This is a genomic window from Gymnodinialimonas sp. JB5-7 (assembly GCF_055693405.1).
In genome coordinates, this window is the sequence record NZ_JBVFUX010000002.1 from 37,200 (window position 1) to 58,506 (window position 21,307).

General features: G+C 57.5%; 23 protein-coding genes. 6 read left to right on the forward strand and 17 right to left on the reverse strand.

The window, feature by feature from the left end; all coding sequences use genetic code 11:
* Positions 1-197: 197 nt before the first annotated feature.
* From ACZ1HK_RS00360 to ACZ1HK_RS00370, 3 genes are all read right to left on the reverse strand, one after another.
* Positions 198-707, reverse strand: a complete 510-nt coding sequence (locus tag ACZ1HK_RS00360) for an anthrone oxygenase family protein (protein ID WP_472626993.1) — start codon at positions 705-707, stop codon at positions 198-200.
* 65 nt (positions 708-772) lie between these two features.
* Positions 773-1,600, reverse strand: a complete 828-nt coding sequence (locus ACZ1HK_RS00365) for an NmrA family NAD(P)-binding protein (protein ID WP_472626994.1) — start codon at positions 1,598-1,600, stop codon at positions 773-775.
* 118 nt (positions 1,601-1,718) lie between these two features.
* On the reverse strand, positions 1,719-2,717 hold the full coding sequence (locus tag ACZ1HK_RS00370) for an AraC family transcriptional regulator (RefSeq protein WP_472626995.1): 999 nt from the start codon (positions 2,715-2,717) through the stop codon (positions 1,719-1,721).
* An 826-nt stretch (positions 2,718-3,543) separates the two neighbouring features.
* Here ACZ1HK_RS00370 and ACZ1HK_RS00375 point away from each other — a divergent pair.
* On the forward strand, positions 3,544-4,161 hold the full coding sequence (locus tag ACZ1HK_RS00375) for a Pr6Pr family membrane protein (RefSeq protein ID WP_472626996.1): 618 nt from the start codon (positions 3,544-3,546) through the stop codon (positions 4,159-4,161).
* A gap of 335 nt (positions 4,162-4,496) precedes the next feature.
* Here the strand turns inward: ACZ1HK_RS00375 and ACZ1HK_RS00380 are convergent, their stop codons facing one another.
* Entirely contained in the window at positions 4,497-4,943 is a 447-nt protein-coding gene (locus ACZ1HK_RS00380) for a hypothetical protein (protein ID WP_472626997.1), read from the reverse strand.
* 94 nt (positions 4,944-5,037) lie between these two features.
* Here ACZ1HK_RS00380 and ACZ1HK_RS00385 point away from each other — a divergent pair, with 94 nt between their 5' ends.
* A complete protein-coding gene (locus ACZ1HK_RS00385; protein WP_472626998.1) occupies positions 5,038-5,469 on the forward strand; it encodes a MarR family winged helix-turn-helix transcriptional regulator in 432 nt (143 codons plus the stop codon).
* A gap of 177 nt (positions 5,470-5,646) precedes the next feature.
* Here ACZ1HK_RS00385 and ACZ1HK_RS00390 read toward each other — a convergent pair whose 3' ends face one another.
* From ACZ1HK_RS00390 to ACZ1HK_RS00420, 7 genes are all read right to left on the reverse strand, one after another.
* Complete coding sequence (locus tag ACZ1HK_RS00390; protein WP_472626999.1) at positions 5,647-6,135, reverse strand: hypothetical protein; 489 nt, start codon at positions 6,133-6,135, stop codon at positions 5,647-5,649.
* Between the two features lie 114 nt (positions 6,136-6,249).
* Positions 6,250-7,794, reverse strand: coding sequence for a mechanosensitive ion channel family protein (locus tag ACZ1HK_RS00395; RefSeq protein ID WP_472627000.1), 1,545 nt, complete (start codon positions 7,792-7,794; stop codon positions 6,250-6,252).
* Between the two features lie 35 nt (positions 7,795-7,829).
* A complete protein-coding gene (locus ACZ1HK_RS00400; protein WP_472627001.1) occupies positions 7,830-8,270 on the reverse strand; it encodes a phage holin family protein in 441 nt (146 codons plus the stop codon).
* Positions 8,271-8,284: 14 nt separating this feature from the next.
* Positions 8,285-8,575, reverse strand: coding sequence for a hypothetical protein (locus tag ACZ1HK_RS00405; protein ID WP_472627002.1), 291 nt, complete (start codon positions 8,573-8,575; stop codon positions 8,285-8,287).
* Between the two features lie 29 nt (positions 8,576-8,604).
* Positions 8,605-9,675, reverse strand: a complete 1,071-nt coding sequence (locus ACZ1HK_RS00410) for an AI-2E family transporter (RefSeq protein WP_472627003.1) — start codon at positions 9,673-9,675, stop codon at positions 8,605-8,607.
* Positions 9,676-9,821: 146 nt separating this feature from the next.
* Positions 9,822-10,427: a hypothetical protein gene (locus ACZ1HK_RS00415; protein WP_472627004.1), complete on the reverse strand. Its 606-nt coding sequence runs from the start codon at positions 10,425-10,427 to the stop codon at positions 9,822-9,824.
* Positions 10,428-10,501: 74 nt separating this feature from the next.
* Positions 10,502-12,109 carry a tetratricopeptide repeat protein gene (locus tag ACZ1HK_RS00420; RefSeq protein WP_472627005.1) on the reverse strand — a complete coding sequence of 536 codons (1,608 nt, stop codon included), beginning with the start codon at positions 12,107-12,109 and terminating at the stop codon, positions 10,502-10,504.
* Positions 12,110-12,358: 249 nt separating this feature from the next.
* Here ACZ1HK_RS00420 and ACZ1HK_RS00425 point away from each other — a divergent pair, with 249 nt between their 5' ends.
* Genes ACZ1HK_RS00425 through ACZ1HK_RS00440 form a run of 4 tightly spaced genes read left to right on the forward strand, consistent with a single transcriptional unit; the run spans position 12,359 to position 14,080 of the window.
* Positions 12,359-12,685, forward strand: coding sequence for a hypothetical protein (locus ACZ1HK_RS00425; protein ID WP_472627006.1), 327 nt, complete (start codon positions 12,359-12,361; stop codon positions 12,683-12,685).
* Positions 12,686-12,731: 46 nt separating this feature from the next.
* Positions 12,732-13,127, forward strand: a complete 396-nt coding sequence (locus ACZ1HK_RS00430) for a PRC-barrel domain-containing protein (RefSeq protein WP_472627007.1) — start codon at positions 12,732-12,734, stop codon at positions 13,125-13,127.
* Positions 13,128-13,155: 28 nt separating this feature from the next.
* A complete protein-coding gene (locus ACZ1HK_RS00435) occupies positions 13,156-13,497 on the forward strand; it encodes a PRC-barrel domain-containing protein (RefSeq protein ID WP_472627008.1) in 342 nt (113 codons plus the stop codon).
* 19 nt (positions 13,498-13,516) lie between these two features.
* Entirely contained in the window at positions 13,517-14,080 is a 564-nt protein-coding gene (locus ACZ1HK_RS00440) for an HdeD family acid-resistance protein (RefSeq protein ID WP_472627009.1), read from the forward strand.
* Between the two features lie 423 nt (positions 14,081-14,503).
* On the opposite strand, the gene ACZ1HK_RS00445 is transcribed toward ACZ1HK_RS00440, so the two are convergent.
* The 6 genes from ACZ1HK_RS00445 to ACZ1HK_RS00470 all read right to left on the reverse strand — a co-directional run bounded on the left by ACZ1HK_RS00445 (position 14,504) and on the right by ACZ1HK_RS00470 (position 21,231).
* Entirely contained in the window at positions 14,504-15,214 is a 711-nt protein-coding gene (locus ACZ1HK_RS00445; protein WP_472627010.1) for a hypothetical protein, read from the reverse strand.
* Positions 15,208-16,515, reverse strand: a complete 1,308-nt coding sequence (locus ACZ1HK_RS00450; protein WP_472627011.1) for a PBSX family phage terminase large subunit — start codon at positions 16,513-16,515, stop codon at positions 15,208-15,210. Before ACZ1HK_RS00450 ends, ACZ1HK_RS00445 begins: the two co-directional genes overlap by 7 nt.
* Entirely contained in the window at positions 16,505-16,807 is a 303-nt protein-coding gene (locus tag ACZ1HK_RS00455; protein ID WP_472627012.1) for a hypothetical protein, read from the reverse strand. The genes ACZ1HK_RS00450 and ACZ1HK_RS00455 overlap by 11 nt, the downstream gene beginning before the upstream one ends.
* Entirely contained in the window at positions 16,800-17,735 is a 936-nt protein-coding gene (locus ACZ1HK_RS00460; RefSeq protein ID WP_472627013.1) for a hypothetical protein, read from the reverse strand. Before ACZ1HK_RS00460 ends, ACZ1HK_RS00455 begins: the two co-directional genes overlap by 8 nt.
* Positions 17,732-17,983 carry a hypothetical protein gene (locus ACZ1HK_RS00465; RefSeq protein ID WP_472627014.1) on the reverse strand — a complete coding sequence of 84 codons (252 nt, stop codon included), beginning with the start codon at positions 17,981-17,983 and terminating at the stop codon, positions 17,732-17,734. The genes ACZ1HK_RS00460 and ACZ1HK_RS00465 overlap by 4 nt, the downstream gene beginning before the upstream one ends.
* A 572-nt stretch (positions 17,984-18,555) precedes the next feature.
* A complete protein-coding gene (locus ACZ1HK_RS00470; protein ID WP_472627015.1) occupies positions 18,556-21,231 on the reverse strand; it encodes a primase-helicase family protein in 2,676 nt (891 codons plus the stop codon).
* Positions 21,232-21,307: the final 76 nt, after the last annotated feature.

The following is a 21,307-nucleotide window of genomic DNA, read 5'->3' on the forward strand; positions in this document are numbered from 1 at the left end:
TGTGCTTCTGCCCTAAGATTTTCCACGATTTCCCTTTCGTTCAAACCCCGCTCGGCACGGCGCAACTCAAGCTCTGCTTTGCGCACGCCGTTTTCGTCATAACCATAAAGGACGGATTGCGCGCGAATGGTCGTGTATCGTAGGGTGGCTCTAGGGCAGCCCGTGGCCTGCACGCGCGGCCCTGTTGAGGCCGCGCATCACGCGTTCTGTACTTGGTTCTGAGTCATCCAGATCAGCCCAAACAAAAGCAACGCAGCGGAGATGGCGCAGGCCAGCGTCCGGACTGAATTCCAGAACGTCCAGCGCGGCACATAGGTCTGCATCCAGTAGTCGCGGGTGGTGTTCGATGCCGTTTCCATTCCGGCAAGCGCTTCGTTCATGGGCACGTTGAAAAAGACGGTGACACCGAAACATCCGATCAGATAGACCAGCCCGGCCGCCATGATCATCGTCCCTGCAGGCCCTGTCAGGCCAAAGGCCCCATAGGCTGCAACGGCCACCGACACAGCCGCCATACCCAGGAACAAGGCCATGAAGACCCAGCGAAACACTTCGCGATTGATGACTTGCATGGCTTCGACGCCGCCATGGCCGCCGGTCAGGGCAAGAGACCGCATGATGAAGTCGGAAAAGGCCAGAAAAACGCCGCCCACGAGGGCATAGGCAAGGATTGCGAATTGGAAAAGAAAGAAGAAAGCAGTCGACATGGTCGATCCTCCTAAGTGGGTGTCGCGACAGGAGGCTGTGCCTCCTGCCTAAAGGTTTGAGATGATCACGCGGCCGTGGACCACGCGCCGGCGACCATTGCGGTCTTGGAAAATTCAGCAAAGTCCTGTGGTTTGCGGCCTAAGGCGCGTTCGACTCCGTCTGCCGTGTGGGCGTTGCGGCCATCCAGCGTTTCGCGGGCGATCTGCGTAAAGACCTCCGCCACGAAATCACCGCCAGAGGCTGTAACATTGGCATTGAAATCCTCGAAGGTAATCGGGATGTGCTGAATGTGCCGTCCCAAGGTCGTGGACAACACCTCGGCCATCTCTGCAAATGTCATCAGGCGCGGACCGGTGACCTCATAGCGTTCGCCGGTATGCCCGTCTTCAGTCAAAGCCGCGACGACCACGTCGGCAATATCGTCAATGTCGATGATCGGCTCTTGGATATCTCCACCCGGCATTGGCAGCACGCCGCCGAGGATTGGGTCGCGCAAATAACCTTCGCTGAAGTTCTGCGCAAACCAGGCAGCCCGGACGATGGTAAAGGGCAGGCCCGAGTTGCGGATGACCTCTTCGCCCATGGTGGCAAAATGCTCGCCCCGGCCCGACAAAAGGACGATGTGCTCAAGGCCGGTGTCAGCTGCAACCTTGGTGAAAGCTTCCAATTTCTCGATAGCACCAGGGAAAGCGAGATCGGGGAAGTAGGTGACATAGGCCTTGGAAACGCCGGCCAGGACAGGTGCCCAAGTGCTGGGATCTTCCCAGTCGAAAGGCGTCTCGGACCGCCGTGCACCGCGCCGCACGACGACGCCTTTTGCTTCGAGCTTGCTTGCAACGCGAGAGCCGGTCTTGCCGGTGGCGCCGATAACGAGGATGGGTTGGTTGGTCATTTTCTGTCTCCTTGGTTCGTGTTGATGACCAAGGTTTAGAAAACCCGCAGTGCTCAGGTATTGACCGCGATTGCCAGGGTTTTGACATCTGTGGCCAATGCCGCGCGTAGCGGTGCCTTTACCCGAGAGATTTCCGATAGGCCGCCGGCGTCATCCCCATCCACCGTTTGAAAGCGCGGTTGAACGCGCTTTGCTCGGAATATCCGGTGAGGAACGCAACCTCGGACAGAGAGTAGCGTTCGTCTTGTAGCATAGCTGTGGCGATCTCGCGGCGTGTTTCTTCGGTCAGGGTCTGAAAGCTGAGCCCATGCTCGGCAAGACGCCGGTGAAAGGAACGGGCGCTTAGCCCCAGTTTGCGGGCGATATCCGCCATTTTGGGCAGCCCGCCGCTGAGGGCGCGGGCAATCTCGCTTTTTGTTTGCGTCTGCAAAGCGGGTGCGTCATCGATTTGCGCAAGTTCCTGATCGAGGTGCGATACAAGAAACTGCGTGATCCCCTCATCCCCAAGAATATTCGGTTCCGAAAGAGACTGTCGAGAGAGCAGCATCGCATCTCTGTCCGCACCGAAACGGACGGGACAACCAAAATAAGCTTCGTGATGCCCGATTGTCTTGGGCGCGGCGTGCTTGAAGGTGACTTCGATCGGGGAAAAGGGTCGCGGCGACACTTGTCGACTGAGCGAAACTCCACTCGCCAAGTCAGCCTCGATCGAGATGCGCATACCAAGCCGCCGAATGCCGTCACGATGTTCGATAAACAAAATGCCGTCGTCAGTTTCCTGAAGCTCATACTGCGTAAAGCTGCTCCAGAGGCGCCAGTACCGCGCCACGCGTGAGAACGAGCCAAGGAGATTGGGCGCGGATTTCCAAGCCAAGCCAAGCGCGCCGTATTCGTCCGGTCGCATCGCTTCACCTACGATCAGTGGCAAAGACGTTACATCCATCTTGTCGGCCATCAGCTCGATCATGCCATAGAAGTCGTCCTCATCAAGCATGTGCTTGGGGTCCCATGCGCCGTCGGCATCGACGCCAACCGAATCCAGGACCGCATTTGCATCGATGGCATTGCCCGCGACGCCAACAACTCTCCGAGCGAAAAGAGACGTAACTTGACCCATGCATTTAAGTTAAGCCAGTCGAAAACACGTTCCAAGTATTCCGGCAGAATGGGAGTCATTCCCAAAGTCTTGACGGATGGCCGTTTAGCTGGTGACCAAGTTGCCTGATACTACCGCCGCAAAGCTATGATTTGGTCTTTTCGGAGTGCATTCGAATGATCGAATTGACGATAAGCCCTGCAACGCGGGGACTCGCCTGCTGCCGGCACTAACAGATGCGGCGTCAGCAATAGCCGGAGCTGCACATGTCCGCTTTGTTCGCGACGTTTGAGTTAGACCCCTCTAAAATTTTGCTTATGCAGCGAATGGCGGCTCTGACGGGCCGCGTCGCAGCATCTTGACCCATTGGGCAACGGCAGGTTTGGGCCGACTACGGCTGCCAAGAAAACTCCGCCATGCCAGAATGCTGTGATGCATCGGAAGTCAGCTTCGAGCCCAAAATCACGGCTGCTTTCCTTCCAATGAATGTCCGCTTTTCTATGCACCTGAGATAGCGCATCGCTCGGTGCAACGGCCTAGGCAAAGTACTTAAACAATTGGGGAACGCATTTGAGGGCGTGCCCAGATTGGGAAGCAAAAAAAATATGTTGAACAACCAAGGAATTGGCAATGACCTGCGTCCAAGTATTTGGACCAATCATCTGAGAAGTAGACCTAAATGCAGAAGACTACTTTCAAATGTGCCCTAGCCATAGCCGCTATGGTGCTGACACCGCTTTGCTGAAGTGTTGGCCGAGGCAACGAGATTTGCCATAGAAGGGACGACGCTGATCTTGCAAAGTGTCGCGGGCGACCAACTGGCAACCTTCACAGCGGTAGAAATTTAATGATTGTCAATTACAGCGAAACAGCGCGGCGTGCGGCCGTCGGGATCGCAATCGTGGCTGCGGTCACGCTGCTGACACGAGTTTATCTCCGCACGAGCGAAGACGGGAGCGTCCTTGGAGCCGTCTCCTACCTATCGCAGTTCTTCACGATCCTCACTAATGCTGTCGTCATGACGATCATGGCTTTGATCGCCGCCAGTCGAAATGTTTCCACCCGTTGGGTCAAAGCCGTGATTATCGCAATTGTGATTGTGGGAGTTGTCTACCATCTGCTTCTTGCGCATCTGGTGGAATTCGTTGGGTTGGCATTTTGGGCGGATCATGGTGTTCACACAGTTGTTCCGGCGCTTTCGCTGCTCTGGTGGATGTTCCTAGCGCCCAAACCACCGTTTCAGTGGTTAGATGTTGGGCTTTGGGTTGTCTGGCCCATCACCTACTGCACCTATATTCTTGTTCGTGCGTCGTTCAGCGGTTTCTATCCGTATCCATTCCTTAACCTGCCGGAGTTGGGCTGGAATGGTCTTGCGGTATCTATTGCAGGACTTCTTCTCAGCTTCGTCGTGATCGGGTTGATCATTACAGCAATTGCTCGATTTGCAGCGGTGCGAAATACATAAACGCACGCATCATGCATTATCTTGTGTAAGGCCAATTTACCGCACCATCGATTGCGTCTCATCCAGTCTCCTAAAGCAGCCATTGGAGCCGTTGCAACGAAGGTCAGATTTGTCCCGCAGTTCGGTCATCTGCCAAAGCGAATATCGGCGAATGGAGCAATGGGCACTATCGGCCCAAAGCCGCCGTTGGCCGAGGACTCGCACCGCTGCGATGCAGCCCGTCTAAGGAGACATTCGCTGCACCGGCACTGTCTCCATGACCGCAGATGTCGGCAGAGCGAGACTAAGCAGCAATCCAGTCGATGTCGCTCATCGTGCGCATCCAGCCTTGCCGACTAGATGCCTGCGCGGCGCATTCCAGAAAAGTACGCCCAGAAGCTCAGGATGACCGCGGCTGACGAGATAATCGTCATGACGGTCCCTGGTACGAAGTGCACAAAACCACCCAGGTCCATGAAGACGAAATAGCCCACGTCAGTGATCCAGCCGACCACGGCCGTCATAAAGATGAATACAGCCGAATGACGCCAGATCATCACACCGCCCACGACCGTAAAGGCACCAATCCAAAGCAAGTTGAAGCCGTGCTGGTTCAAGACTGCGCCGACCGCAGGGTGATACTCGCCCGCAAGTAGGGATGGGTCGACCGCATCTGCTATCCCCGCTACAGCCGCTCCCGCATCTTGCGAGATCGTCATGATGCCTGCGAACATATGGACCAGGCCCCAGATGATCCAAAGCACCGCCGAAATCCTGAGTAGAAGAGTGGTCCGACTGTTCATGCGAGTACCCTTTCGTCTGCACCCGTTTTGGGGTAGATAAGTTGACGTTGTCCACTTTTGACACTTTGTGGACTTTGTCAACAAAAGTACTTCTATGCAAGATCCAGAATTGGCCCTTTTGATTGATCGCTTCATGCGACGCATCCACTTCGGCCTTCAATCCAAAGCCCATGCCTTCGACACCGAGAAAGTCGGTCCGGGTGGCGGCATTGTGCTTCTAACTTTGTCCGACATGGGAAGCCCTAGACTACATGAATTGACCAAACAGGTGGCGCGCGACAAATCGCAGATGACACGAACAATCAGGTCTCTTGAGACGAAAGGGTTAGTAGAGCGCAAACGGTCGCCTGACGATGCGCGCGTTTCTTTGGTGTCATTGACGCAGGATGGCGAACAGGTCGTTTCGAGGCTTAAGCAGGTCGTCTCCGAGACGATCAGTGAAATCCTCAACCCAATCTCAGAAGCGGAGGAGAACGTACTGCGCAGTCTATTGGAAAGAGCCCTTTGTGACGCGGCGCCGAAGTAGCTAAAATCACAAGGTCGGGCTGCTTCATCCTTTTCGGCCCATTGCGGTCTTTGACCTCATGACTGAATTTCTGCAGCGCAGCCAGCCAAACCGGTCGTTCGAATTGGTCAAAAAGCGACTGAATCCTTCTTCGATCTGGCCGGCTGATCTGAGGCGCAACGAACCTCGGTCGCAAAGCTAGTTGCCCCCACCTCCGTCTGATACCTTGGCGACCGCTTTGGAGCTGCGGTTGATGTAACGGATTCGACGTACTGCATCGTAGACCGAATAGGTCACATGGGTTCGGGTTTCGGGCAAAAGGCTATCCGCGTCAGCCAGCAACTGGAACATTCGCATCATCCCGAAACCCAGCTCATTTTCGACCACAAAAACTGCGTTGGTTCGGAGAAGCGACTTGAATTCAGCGCTGGTTCGCAACCATTGGCGAATGGTTGCCGAGTCGATTTCTCTGAAGTCCAGACCTCGCAAATCGTAGGTTATGGAGGCGCGCTCAGCATTTTCCACCAAGAGGGTTAACTCTTGGAGCACTTGTCGTAATTCTGAGATCTCTATGCGGCTGCCGATCACAACCACCCAGGCTTGACGAGTCTGAAATCCAAATGAATTCCCTATCCTAAACAGGGGCTCGGCTCGGCGGCAAGCGAGCCAGTTTTCTATAAGGGTCATTTTAGTACCTCTAGTGATGTTGCCCGCAGCTCGCCGCGGTACTCTTGATGAAAATCGTTTGAAGGCATGGCCGGTCTCGGGGCAGTCCTGCTGGGACAAATCTTGCGTGGGCCACTAAGAGACGACGGTTTGGTCTGATGACACGAGGAACCGATATTCCTCATTCACGGTCTCCAGCAGTGAAAAAACCAATCTTTCCCGAAGCTTGACGAATGCGTCGAAATCCGGCGCTTCGACGTAACACAGAATTTCGACTTCGATTGACCATTTGCTGAGATCAACAAGGTTCACGCGCGAGTCTGCTGAAACGAATTCGGACGCGTCCATGAAGTCTCGGATCTTTGTGATGACCATCCTCACCTGATCTGACGGGACATCGTTCTTGAGCGACAGCACTCGATGGAAGAAGAAGCGATCGCGCACAGAGAAGTTTTCGATCTGCATAGAGGCGAAGGCCCCGTTGGGCACGGTGACAATGGTGCGATCCGGCGTTCTTATCTGTGTCGACCGAATGCCGATATCCTCAACCGTGCCCGAGACATCCCCGAATTTGCAGAAATCGCCGACCTCAACCGGCCTGTCTGCCACCACAATCACTGATCCAACCAGGTTTTCTACGGTGCGTTGCGCGCCAAGGGCGAGTGCAAGGCCGCCGATACCCAATGCCGCGACGGCCGTGGTGACATCGAAACCGAGAATTTCGAGAAGTTGCACACCAAGCACGGCCACAATGATGGCCTTGGCAATCTTGCGCGTCAGGATGAGGGCCGCCAGCGACTTCCGGTGCACCTCTCCCTCCACGGCGGAGGCGAGTATCTCCGCGACCAGATCCACGGTGCGCAGGCAAACAAGTGCGACGGCGCACCAGTAGAGGGTCGAAAAGATCCAATCGGTTGACCCGCGTGCAACCACTTCGACACCGATTGCCACAACGGCAGAGCGGTAAAGCACAACGGAGATGAGGATCCCAAGGGGAAAAAGTACATTCCTCAAATTCCTGTCGGAAACAGCGAACCAGCGGTCTGGCAAGAGCCATAGAATGGCTTTCAAAACCACGGTTGCCGCGACGTATCCAGCCATGAACGCAAGCACGGCCACTGCCAAGATCGCCAGCCAGTGACCGACCGGAACCGAAAACATAGTTGTCGTCATCAACGCATCCGGCAGGATCTGGTTGAGAATACCTTCTGTGGATTGGTTGTGCAGATCGGGAAGGTGGTCGATCGTATCGCGGGAAAACAGCCAGATATCGGACTCGTCCGCGTTGGGGATCCTTTGCAGGACCAATTCAACCTCCTGACCGCCAGTGTCCAACGTGCCGACAACTTCGAGGTCGGCACTCATCTCGTCAGACAGGTCACCCTCGGGCTGTGCAGATATTTCCTCAAGGGCAAAGAATGCGCCGCCCGCATTGAGAAGATCGCGCAGTTCTGCGGCCCGGGTCTGACTATCGGCGTCTGACGATCCGCGAACATCCAGAAACAGCGCTGCTTTCTCAAGGTCGGATTCCCGAATGGCACTGAGATACCCTTCGACCGTTCCGCGCGGAGTGGCACGGCCATAGGGGTCTGTCTCAACGGCCTCCGCCGGAGCGTCCTCTGCGGTTTGTGCTGTGGTTTGCAGTGGAGAGAGTGTGGCAGCCAGCCATGCCAGGGCCATGGCGGCTGCCTGTAGTGAGCGACGCATCTTCGGAATTACCTCATTGGGCTGGCGATACTGGCTAGAGCCGTCAGGTAATCGCCTTTGAACAAGGCCGACGCGCCGGTTTCGATCCGTTTCAGCCCATTCTCCAGGTCCGCGACATCCTTCGAGATATCGCCGATCAGGCTTGCTTCCAGATTGTCCAGGATCTGAGCCTCGGCCGCAGGTTTCATGCGCGCGGCCCAAACTGCAGCCAGTCCTGCGATCGCCAGCAACACCAGGCCAACAACCAGTGCGCCTGCGATAACGCCGAACTCGGCTGCAAGTGCGGTGAACAGGCAGAACATCAGGAAGCCGATGCCGCCCAGTGCCAGAAGCATCGCGAAGGCGATAGTCCCTGCCTGTTTCGCGGCCAGTTGCAGGGCAATCTTGAGGCGCATCGACTTGATGCGCCCCAAAAGAGCTAGGCGGCGAAAGGTGCTTTTATCGACCATCTTGACCTCCGCCTTTAGCGCCGCACCACCAGCGAGGCGATGAAGCCAAGCGCGAAGGCAGTTGCAATGGATTGAATGGGGTGATGGGCGATCTCGGACTTCAGTTCGTCCTTGCCCTTCTTGAGGGTGTCGTGGACCCGTGCTTTCACTTCGGCCATCTCGTCCTTCAGCGCTTCGTTCTCCTTTGCCAGACGCACCAGAAGGTCTTGCGCCTCGTCCGAAAGGGATTTGGGTTTCGCATCGGGAATGGCTGTGGCTTCCTTGCTCAGCTCTTCGACAGCCGCAGTGGCGGTTTGCTTGCTCATGGGATTCTTCCAGTTCTGGTAAGGGTTGTTCAGTTGATCTCGCCACTTTCCGAAAGCGCAATGGCGATGGGTTGGGTGGAGCGGAATTCCGAGAAGACGATCATTCCGATCACGGTGATGGGGATGCAGAGGAACATGCCCGCGACGCCCCAGATGAAGCCCCAGACCGACAACGCGAGGATGACGACAAGAGGGCTCAGGTTGACGGAGCTGCCGACAAAGCGCGGCTCGACGATATTGCCGATGATCATGTGAGCAAGGCCAACGCCGGCCACCACGATCAGGAACGGCGTGAGGGTGGGGAATTGCACAAGGGCAAGGACCGCCGGGAAAATCCCACTAATGATGCCGCCGACCACGGGAATGAAGTTCAGGACAAAGACGAGGAAGGCCCAGAACCCAGCGAAATCCACCCCCGCGATCTCCAATGCGACCCAGACCATCGCCGCCATCGCGGCACTGGTGATGCTTTTGGTGAACAGGTAGGTGCGCACCCGGTGGCCAATCTCGGAAAAAACGCCGGCGACCTTCGTGAAGCGTTCATCGTCTCGCGCCATGGCGCGGAGCTTCTTGCCGAGGAACTGCTGTTCCGCCAGCAGGAAGGCGATGTACATCACGACCGTTCCGATGCCGCCCGCAAACGCCGCAAACCCGGCGGCGACAGGGTCGAGAACCACGTCATAGTCGAAATTGTCGATGGCGACTGACAACTGGCCAAAGGCTTCCAGCCCGATCAGCCCAGTTATCCGTGTGGTCAGAGCATCGATGTTCGGTTGGTAGTCAGGCGCCCGTTCGACCATGGCGGCGATATTGGTGGCCACCAGTTCGACTACGCCCAGGCAGATTAACACAACCAGCAGGATTGCCAGAAGCATCTGGCCCAGTCCGGGCTCACCTTCGCGGCCAAACAGCCGTCCGATCCGTCGCGCGACGGCATTGATGATGAACCACAGCAGCACGGCGATCGCAAAAGGAACCAGCACTGATTTCCCCGCCATAAGCGCGAAAATCGCCATCAGCACCAGGCCGGTCGCAAGGGTTGCATTCAGCAGAGTAGTCGTTTGCATCCGGTCGTTGCCGGGAAGGGCGAGGTCTTGCATAGTCTTTCCTCAAGGGTTGGTGGCCCTCCCGCTCGGCACGACAGGGAGGGGTCGTGGACGGAAGGGCCTTGAGACATGTGGAAACGAGGTAAGGTTCCCTGGTTCGACCCTGCCCAGGGGAGCGCGATCCGGGCAGTGAGTCACGGTTAACGGTCGGAGGTCACCGGGTTATCGCTTGCACCCGCCACGTGGTGGCAATCGTCGGGCACGAAATTGCCGGATACTGCGAAATCGTGACAGGTGATGAAGCGGAAATGGTGCGTGCCGATGACCACGCCCATGGCGGCGCTTGCCAGGCAGATACCGAGAATTGCGGCCTTCAGCTTCGGTTGTTTCAGCTGCTCAACGTCCGGGATCGCCACAACGATCATCACGATCAGAAGATACGGCAAGGACAGCCCCACAACGATAAGCGCGAGCACCCATTCGAACCAATCCGTGTTTTCCAGATCGAGTGACGGGTTTTCGCTGAAAAACAACCAAAGCATCAGAATGGTCGGGAACAGCAGCACGAAGCGCCCCCGCCAGGACACAAGCGCCGGCAAACCGTCAACCGGCGGTACGAAGAGGCTGGCCACCAGCGCAACGGTTGAGGCCACCCAGACATAGAACAGATGGTCAAAGAAGACCGTGCCAAAGACTCCGTAGTAGAAGGCGATGCTGAACACGCTGGTCGAGATGGCAATCGACGACAGCATGAAGGCCCGGATTTCGGCCTGGGCCTCGGGGCTGAGGGAATAAGTGACTGGCATGGCGTGGCTCCTGCAACAAGTGGCTGTGCAGGATCATGTCGTGGCCGGCCCAAGCCCGACAGTGAGTCACGGTTTCACGGCTGTGGCAGAAGCCCCGCCTTGTGCCATCCGTCGAACAGGTGGTCCATGGCCCTGGGCGACATGTTCCAGATCTTCAGAACATCGCGGCTGGGCCCGGCGTCGTCGGGAATGCGATCCATGCCAAGTTCCAGATACTTCCGTGCCTGGGGCAGGTCGCCAAGCTGGGCAAGTATCATGGCACGAATGAAATTGCCCCAATATCCGGAGCCAAGCTCCACCCCCTCGATCATGTCGCGCGCGGCGGTGTAGTCCTTCAAAAGGTAGAGCATCACCGCCATCGTCGCCTTGTACCAACCCGGTGCATCGGGGCTCAGCTCTGTCGCCCTGCGGAGGTAGTCCAGCCCCAATTCCAGGTCCTCGGAATAGCCGATGCAGGTCCCGTAATCTGCCAGCAGATCAGGGTAGTTCGGGTTGAGCGCCAAGGCCCGTTCCGCGGCGATTTTGAAGGCCGAGAGTTCGTTGCGGTGAAAATGCGTGGTGAACAGAGCGTGATAACTGGCGGCATCCTTCGGATCGATCGCAACCGCCTTTTTCGCTGCGGCCAGGGCACGGTCCAGCGGCTGCCTCGTGCGTTCGGGGCGATGAAATCCGAACCTAACTTCGTCGCTGTAGATGATCGAAAGCATCGCCCATGCGCCAGCGTAATTGGGATCAAGTCCCACGGCCCGTTCGAGCAGGTCGACGACACGTCGGTGGGTATCATCATTGGGCGCGCGCCAGTATTCGCTGGCCAAAAGACGGCATTGATAGGCATCCAGATTGTCCGTTGCGGCCTTTCTGTGTGCGGCCCCGGTCTTGTGGATCACACCATGGGGTTCGGCAATTTCAGCCGCAATCCGGGAGGCAATCGTTTCCTGAATATCGAATAGGCTCTGCACGCTTATGTCGTCGTCATAGGTCTCGCTCAGCATGTGTGCGCCGGTTTCCGCATCGATCAACTGAGACGTCACGCGGATCTGGTCTTTCCAGCGGCGCACGCTGCCCTCCAGGATATAGCGCACGCCCAATTCCGTTCCGATCTCGCGGGCATCTCCCTTTTTCTTCTTGTAGCGAAAGGTGGAATGCCGCGCGGCGACGCGGAATTCCCGGAACCTGGACAGCGCGTTGAGGATTTCCTCGGTGAAGCCGTCGGCTAGAAATTCCTGATCGGGACTGCCGCTGAGGTTGTCGAAGGGCATTACGGCAATGGAATAGCGTGTTTGAGCAGGGGCGCTGTCGACGGTGCCCGTATCGGGGGCAAGATCGGGGTCAAATGCCACCTGAAAGACCGGGACGTAAGAGCCTTTGGGCACTAGAATGCGAAGCGGATCCTCGGACCCTTCGGTGGCATAGTAGAGGTCCAGGCGGCTGCGCAGTTTGCTGGCCTGAACCCGAACGATGGTATCAATTGCAGGGTCGAAATCATCTGGCTTGTCGAAAACGTCGAGTCCGATGGAATACCCCTTCAAGGCGTCGTCATTGCCCGCGAGGGTCTGTTCCACGAGGTAGCGCAGAAACCGACGCAGTCGCGTCGTCTCGATGAATTGGCTGCTGTTGAGGATGCGGTCCAACTGGCGTTGGACAATCCCCGGCTCCATCGGAGCCGATGCTATGGCAGTCATATCTTCCCCCTTCGCGCATTGGGGTGCAGGTGTTTGTGTATTGCCCGGACCGAACACCGAGCACCGCAACCGTTGGGCGATTGGACGGTCACAACGATACTTCAGGTTAACCTTACGTCAATTTTTTTGCTTGGGGCAGCCGACATGCCGTGAATTCCCGCCGATTCACGGTGACTCACTCATATCGGCAGTTCAGTCCAGGCAGGGTTCCTTCATCGCAACCAAATCTCCCGTTCAAGGGAGCAGTGAATGGAACACACCATGACCGAGACAAGCAAGTTCGTCGAACAGGCAAAAGCATACATCGATGAGATCGGCGCCGAATTGAGCGACCTGGAGGTCAAGACCAAGGCCGCAGGAGACCGCGCTGACGCATGGTCCAATGAACAGGTCCAGAAGCTCAAGAACGACTGGACACAGGCCAAGCAAGACATGGATGCCATCGCCGATCGGGCAAAGATTGAAGGCGAAGATGCCGTGCGGGACGCCAAAGAAAAGGCCGAGCGCCATTACGAGGCTCTGCAGGCGGCCGTCAAAGCATATCGCGATCACCTCACGCAGGTGGCCGGTACATGAGCCGCCTGTTCGGCGGAACCCTCAACCAAAACGAAAGGAAAGACCCATGAAGACCTTGACCAAATTCGTCTCTGCCGCGGCGTTGCTTGCGGCCACAACATCGTTCGCCACGGCCCAGACCGTAGGCCGCACCGTCCTCGGTGTGGAAGTCAACGTTGCTGCAATCGAGGCCGAAGGCTACAGCGCCAACCAGCTGATCGGCGCCAATGTCCACAACGATGCCGGCACCAGCGTGGGTTACGTCCATGACCTGATCCTGGCCACCGATGGCGAAATGAGCCTGGCCATTCTCGAGGTGGGCGGCTTCCTCGGCATCGGCTCTCGCTGGGTTGCCGTGCCTGCCGAGTTGTTTGAGGCGGGTGACACGGACCACGTCGTGGTTCTGCCGAATGCAACCGAAGCATCCCTGCGCGACATCCCGCAATTCACCTACACCAACTGATCGTGGAAATCAGACAGGAGGAAAGACGATGACCACAGCAAATACCCCCACTGCAGGGGAAACGATCCTTGGGATCGAAGTGAACGTCGCAAAGATCCAGGCCGCAGGTTACAGCGCAGCCAAAGTGATCGGATCGACCATTCAGAATGATGCTGGCGATGATGTTGGCCGTGTCCACGACCTGATCATTGCCCCCAAAGGCGACGTCAGTATCGCGGTCATGGAAGTCGGCGGCTTTCTGGGAATCGGGGCCAAATGGGTCGCAATTCCTGCAGACATGTTCGAAGTGGCGGAAGAGGGAAAATTCGTCCTCCCGAAGATCACAACCGATGAACTGAAGGACATGCCGCCCTTCCAGTACACGCACTGATTGCGGCGGGATCGGACAAATGACTTCAATTCATAATTCCGAAACAAGCCAGGGTCGGGGATGGCTTGTCTTTCTCGGTATCGTGATGCTCCTTACGGGCATCGCGGCCCTGGTCTTCCCGCTTGTTGCGTCACTTTCGGTCGAACTGCTCATTGGATGCGCCTTTGTCGTTGGCGGGGTGGCCACGCTCATTCAGGCCTTCAGCGAGAAGGGCTGGGGCGGCGTGTTCTGGCAGCTTCTCGTTGGTGTGGTCTATCTGGCAGGCGGCATAGTCTTTCTGCTGGATCCGTTCGGCGGGGTCATTGCCCTGACGATCCTGCTTGGTGCGTTGTTTGTCGCCGAGGGCGTTCTGAGGATCGTCATGGCATTCAAACTGAGCGGTGAACGCCATTGGGGTCTTCTGGCTGCGGCTGGCGGGATTTCGATCTTGCTTGGTGTGCTGGTCTTCGCCGGCCTCGCCAGTGGAGCATCGCTGGGTGTCAGCGGCGCGCTGGTGGGCGTCAACTTCATCTTCAGCGGTGTGTCACTTCTGGCCTTGGGAAGTCAGTCGACGACTGATGTGAGCGATCACCAATCCGCTTAGACGCCTGGCCGGGGCTGCAATGGCTGCCCCGGCCAGAGTTCAACCGATGCGGGCGTGAGGAGTCGGATTTTCAGAACATGTCTTTTGCTTCAATCGATTTATCCAGAACATCTTCACTCAATCGTTTGCACAACCGCGCAGTACACGTTGAAGACGTACTCGAGTTTCGGCCAATCTTATGCCGTCGGCATGAACCGACGGTATCGCGGTCTTGGACCGCCGAACACTCATCCAGATCGCTTCCAATCAACGGCAGCTTTGCCAAATTGCGGCGAGCAGTTCGCCTCCGCAGCGAACGTCCGCTTCCCGCCCTATGGCGGATCAATGTATGTGGGCAATACACCGGTCTAGGCCGATTTTCCGCGGCCGGTCGCTGTGGTCGGCTCTGGGGTGCTCGTTATCTCTGTATCACAGGGATATACGTCACAGACGATCAACCGTCCGCTGGGGCAAGCCGCCGTCAATCGTGGGCAATTCCCGCTCGTAATCAACGGCGAGTAGAGCGGCCGTTTCAATGGCGCTCAGCCATTCGGCCTCGGCGTCTGCGTCCTGAATTCGCTCGCTCGGTATCTCTTCGATGTGGGCCGCCAACCAACGGCGCATGGTCGCATAACGCATGCGCAAGTCGCCGATGATCACAGGACCGTCTGGCGATGGGACGCAACCGTGCATGACGTGGGGGCGGCGGGCATTCCGGAGCACATAGGGGGCGCGCATGTATTCGTTGCCGCGGTAATTCGAAAACCGGCAATCCAGATAGATACCAACGTTGATTGCAATGGCGGCTCGGTGGACGGCATGCGCCCGGCCGTTATCGTTGGGGAGACGTTCCGCAACGTAGAGCATGGCCTGCCACGGATCACACCAGCCGTCCCGGCCGAGGTGGCGGGCGAGGCTATCAATGGCGGCGCGCTCATCGTCGCTCAGGTCCATGGTGTCGATATCGGGCGAGGCGTTGAGTGGGCGCTCGTGGACGAATTGGGGCGCGTTTACCATCGCCGGGGGATACAATTGCTCATCAACGCTCGGCTCTGTGCCGCCAGCGTCCAGATGCGCTTGGAAACCTACGCCCTCGCCGGGGATGTAGGTTTGCGTTTCGTCCTCGGCAAAGAGGCTGTGCGTTGCTGTTACCATCGGATGGGCCTTGTGATTAATGGGCCGTTTTTGAGCGGCCGTTGTCCGGGGTCGGTCGCATAGCGCAATGCGTCCATGTGATGATTGAATTGGTCAACAATGACTGAGGTTTTAAGCCCGGTGTGCGGGTCTTTCTTGTGGCGGTAATTCTCTAACTCGTGGACCACGTTCTCAAGGCCGGGGTCACCATTGGGCGGCCGCACTCGGATGTGATAGCTCTTGAGCCACTTGATACCGCTCTGGATCGATCCGGCCCCTTTGTGGGCCTTCACCACGTTAAAGCCCGCGTCCTCTAGCTCTTGGTTAGCCCGCTTGTCAGAGGTGTCCGTCATCAATTCGTTGAGACGCACACCGGGCAAGCTATCGTCCACGAATTCAATCAAATCCTCGGTGCCGAGATCGTATCCAACGCCCGCATGCGTGATGTAGATGATGCCTCGCTCAGTTGATCCTATCGGCGGCGGGATGACATAGCACTTGATGCTCGCCGCCGGGTCTGGGGACATGCCGTGATCAAGGCCGAAACAGACACGGGCGTCATCCGGAACGTGTTTCAGGCCGCCAATGGACCAATCCAGACCGGGGCGGAACACGCTGAGCGATGAGCCGGTGCTGTGCTTGCCGAGCCAAACATGCTCATGCACCTCCGGATCGTTCCGTGCGGTCAATTCCTCGGTCACGAGTGATGAGTGAAACCAAAACGGGTTAGCCGTATTGAAATTGACCTCACGCACGATTGCGTCCGGGGGCGGGCGATCACCACGGAAACGGAGGTCACAGGCGCATGGTGCGCCCTCTGGCGGGTTCCATAAAACCCAAATCTGAGATGCCTTCTTTGTGCCCATTTTACCGGCGCGGATCGTCGGAAACAGCACGTTGAGGGCGGCCATCGGGACCGTGTCGAATTCTTCGCAGATCAACAGGTTGATGCCCTGCAACGATTTGAGTGAGGAAATCTTTTTCGTGACGCCCTGAAAGATGATCGTTGCCCGCGTCTCCAGATGCGTAATCTTGCGCTCGGTGATGTGGAATTCATGGCTAAAGCCGAGGTTTTCGATCCACTCGCACAGAAGCTCATAGAACGATCCGCTGAGCGAGTTTTCAGTATCTCGGACAACCGCGACCTTATACCGGGCCATACACCGGCACCGGAGGATTGCGGCGATGCCTGCAACCGTCGATTTCGCGCCACCTCGGCCGCCGTGGAGCGCGATGAAACGGATGTGCCCAATCAAGTCATCGTCAAAGAGCGGCTTGAAATCCTCACCGATTGTGAGCGTCTGACTGAAATCAAGCGGCATGGTCTTGCCCCGTCAAAGCCTCGTAATCCTCTCGCAAGGTGAAGGGGAGCAAATTGGCGTCCCCGAGCGCCTCCGCGTAGCTCTGGACGTCCTCTAGCAACGTTTCCCGCTCTTGGTCGCTCAGTCCTTCGATGACGGCTCTGTGCTCGCCCACGGTCGCGGTCATGGGAATGTTGAGATAGGCCCGGACGTGCACGAGCCACTCAACCCGGTCAAACGGCATGAGGTCCGTTTCGTTCCACGGCGGAAAACACATGCCTTGCGGCACAAAGCTCACTTTCACTTTAGCCATTGGCGACCGCCTTACGCTCGGCGAGGATTGCCGTGTATTGCGCATGGGTCAGGCGCGGCCCGTCGCCGGTCATATCGTCCGGGTGGAGGTAGATACCGCCATCGTCCTCAATCTCGGCTGCGTTCTTGTCCTGAGCCGCCCCCATAACCTCGGCTTCCTCGGACCCTGAGCCGATTTGCAAGAGGCGGGTGGCAAGCGCGGCGTCCCATGTCTTGGCCAGAGCACCGGCCTTGATTGTCTGGCGGATCATGTCGTCAATCACACGGGCGATGCGGCCTTGTGGGGTGTTGTGCATCCACAGAGCCTTGAACGCCATGCGAGAGCCACCAATGCACGGAAACAGCCCGTCAATGACCGGCGCGCGCGGATGGTATTGCGGGATATACCGGACGCCCATTTTCGTAAGCGTTGAGGTGTAGGTCACAAACGGAGTGTCCATGCACCAATCCAGATAGGCACGGGAGCGCGCTAGAAGCTCGTGCGCGCACGGGTAAGCCTTGAGACCGATGTAGACCTCCCGTCCGCCCTCTGGGGTCTCATCGTCCTCGGACGGGTCCGCCAGCCGGTCAATCATCGGGTTCCACCATGGCCGCCGCTCTGGGTCGTGATGATCGTTGGTCATGCCGTGTTCAGGGGCCGGGGCGGTCAATTTCGGTGACGCATATGAGGTTGATATAGCGATATCGTTGTTTTGAACGTTTGGCGGCACAGTTGGTTGCGGAAACGGCGTTTTCCCGGCCGGTTTTGGCGGGTCCAGCACAACCGCGTCCTCAACGCCCTCGGTCGCGCCAAAGCCGAATGAATTGGCCGCCGCAAGCTCATCACCTTCAAAGTGATCGATCTGGATATCTCCACCCGGATTATTGACCGAGGGGGACGGAGGCGGGGTGCGACGGAGCGCGTTGAGAGGGTGGTGGCGTTTGGTCATGAGACTTTGCCCATCTTCTTTTCATGTTGGCGCACAAGCTGTTTCAGCGTGGCGCTTTCGTTCTGTTTCATCCAAAGAGTGAGGGCTTCCCGTTCGTTCATGGGCATGACGCACCACGACATGACCAGAAGGCGGGCGATCTCACCGATAGCCACCTCGTGTTGCGCCGCACACATACGCAACTCACGCTTGGTTACGCTGTGGAGCTTGACCCCCATGCTTTCGTCATAGGCCAGAAGCGCACTCACGCAACGATCCTCCATTTTCGACCCCGGCGGCACAACATCTGGCGGCGGGTGGTGACGAATTCACCTAAATCTTGCGTGAAATAGTATTGATTTGGCGATTAATTGCAAGTCCATCACTGAATTCACAACATACCACCAACCACACCGGCCAATCTCCGCCAATCGTTGCCCGCCACTGCACACAGCGTCCAACCAACTCCCGCCCCGGCTCAAAGCTCCCCGCCAACGGACCGACCCTTGCCGAGAGTGCCAGCAAAGTTTCCCCTTCTGGAGAATTTGGGGATATATACGTCCAACGTGTAACCGATGGTTATTAGCGGTCTTTTTTCTCTCAAACCTACAGACCTTTAGAAATTACTGGCATTAGTGGAAAAAAGAAGAAAAGCCTTTGAAAATATGGGATAAAAACGTGCCAGAAATCGCCGCTGCCTTCCGGAAAATTAGTGGCAAACGCCCCGATTACTGGCGATGCCTGCCAGAAGCGTGCCAGAAGCGTGCCACTAACATGCCCGGCAAATCCTGCTCTACACTCAGCAATAATATTACCACTGAAAATGTTGAGAGTAATTTTATTACTCGTAGATCGGAAGGTTTTGAGCGATGCGGAACGGGTGCACATCAACCCGGTTTAGATCACGGTCACGATCTTTGGGCGGAAGTTGCTGGCGGCTGTAGAGCATCGTTGCGACGTTCTCCACCACGCTTCCCTTGCGCGCCCGGCCGAACCGGTAGAAGCCGATGCTTTCCATGGCGTTGGTCATCGCTTGTGTTCCGGGGATAGAAATGTCCATCGCCTTAGCGCGGCGCTTCGCGGCCGTCATGTCCACCCAGCCACCCATAAAGCCCGGCTCTGTGCCCTCTTCCGTGGCGTCCCGGATCATCAACTCGAATTCGCCGAGTGTGTCCCGAATTGCCCGCTTGAAGAACGTTGTATGTGGAGCGTCCCGGACCCCGCCGAGCACATCAAGCTCCGGTGGTATCGCTTGGGTCTGATAAAAGGCCGCCAGATTGGCCAATCCGCCCGAGGCCAGCCACTGCCACAATTCCTTGAGGTAGGACGGGCCGCACCGCTCGGCGATCTGGTAGCCGCCCAATTCGAATTCGATCATAAGCCAACGGCGCTCGGTCGGTTCCAGTTCGAACGCGGGCAAGCTCCGGTGGTTACCGGCACACACGAGATTGAAATAGGCGGCCTTGGTCTGGCGGTCCTTACCCTTGCCCTCAATCTTGAGATGCGGCGAGGTGATCGTGTCTTTGAGCCATGCGGAGCGTTCGCGCATTTCCTTCCAGCCGCCGGATTTGGGTTTCTCCATCTCGTGGCAGAACAGCAAGAGCTTTTCGTCAAGGTCCGCATTGAACCGCGCGCCGATGTCCGCCCCCTTCAACTCACCCGCGTGGATTTGTTCGCCTTGGTCATAGGTGCCGTCAATGAGGTAGCGGCACAGTTCGATCACGGTCGATTTACCAGCCCCGTGTGCTCCGACCATGCCGAGAGCGTGCCCGATGCGGTAGCCCTTGCGCTGAGCGATCAATGCAAGCCACATGTGGAAGTGTGACCGGTCATCCGGATCGGGAATTTGCATCTCAATGAATTGCAACCATCGGTTGACGTCGCCCGGCACTGCATACGGGTATTGGGGCTTGTAGCTGTTAAAAATGATGTGATTGGTTTTCGGGTCCAGATACCAGTAATTTTCCACACGCGGGTTGAAGCCTATGCGCTCGAAATGCTGGCACTTGGGGTCATCTTGGATGAAGTAACGCACGGCCGGGATTTGTGCCGTTTTCGGGTTGCCGTTCGCGTCAAATCCAGCGTCAACCGTGACGTCCGGAAATTCCGGGAAGTAAGACGGGAAGTCGCTTAGCAGCACCCGCGCGCCGTCCAGAACGTTGAGCATGACCGGCTTGTTACTGCCGTTGTTCCGGATGTGGACCCACTCGCCGAGGGCGGCGCATCGTTGGTCATAGCGTTCGGCGCTGTAGAATTTCGCAAGCTCTGCGGTTTTGGTCGCAACGGCGGTCTCTAGGTTCTTGGCCGCCGGTTTCGGGAGTTTTTCCTTGATCTCGGCGAGCTTTGCCATGCGTTCGGCTTTGGGCAGGGCCAGAAGCTCGTCGGCGAGATCGGTCATGTCCGCATCGCTGGTTTTCGTCGCGGCGAGATCGTCAATCGTGCGTTGCACTTGGTCAACGAACGCACAGGCGCGGGCAAATCGGGTGCGAAGCTCTCGGGCGCATTTGTGGGCGCGGGATTTGTGACCGCTGGGGACGTATGATTGCTGCACGAACGCTGTGCCCATGAGGGCGCGGGCGGCTACGGCGGGGTCCTCAATCACGCGGGCGGCAACGCACATCATGTGAAAGAACATCTCGGACCCGTCCAGACCCTCGGTCGGCTTTTCGGGCATGCCGGTTTCAAGGATCACTTTGGAATGCCGCGAACGGTTCAAGGCCGCTTTGATCCGGTCAACGTATTCCTCAAACACACGAGGCGGGAGCGGCATGGAATTGAGCTTTACGGCTGGAGCCGCTGCGATCTGGCCCACTTGGGCGATCTCGGCCGCATGTGCTGAGTGCATCGCATTGTAGTTGGCCAGACCCCATTCGCCGCCGATGATCACACTCAGCGCGGGACCGTATCCCATGGCGCGTTTCTTGGCGTCCGGATATGCGACCGTGCCGGGCAATTTCATGAGGCGGTCAACGTTGCGGACGTTGTCGCTCTCGTGCTTGATCTCAAGCGCGTGGGCAAGCGTCTCGGCCGCGGCAATGTTTTGCTCGGTTGCCTCATAGACCGTGTCGAATTTCCAGAAGGCTTGCCGCCCCCGGCCGGAGTGAATGGCCAGCGAAACGCCGTCGCCCATGATCCGTGAAATGCCCGCATCAATGGCCGCTTGCGCCTCGGTCTGGTCAACGCCCTCGCCGCTCTCGGGGTCCAGATCGACGCACACGCCCACGATGTGAGTGACGTCCGGTTTCTGGAGTTTGCCCGAGCCGGGCTTTACCCGCGGCACGCCCGCATTGAGGTGGAAATAGACGCTCGCTTGATGGGTCGCGTTGACCTCGGCGGCCCACTTAGCAGCGGTGTCCGCATCGGTGAAACTCTGCCCGAAAAGTGGCGCACTCCGGTCCGCCGGGATGCACGTAAGCGTGAATTCTAGACCGGCCGGAAACCACCAGCCGAGGAATTGCGCGATCTGGGTAACGTTCGGTTGCAGCGCGTCGGACGTAATCGGGGCTTGGGCGTTCATTGCTCTTTGGGCCTTGTTTTATTGTTTGTTTTCGAGTAAAAACGCCGTGTTTGAAGGCTTGCGCTACGGCGTTTGC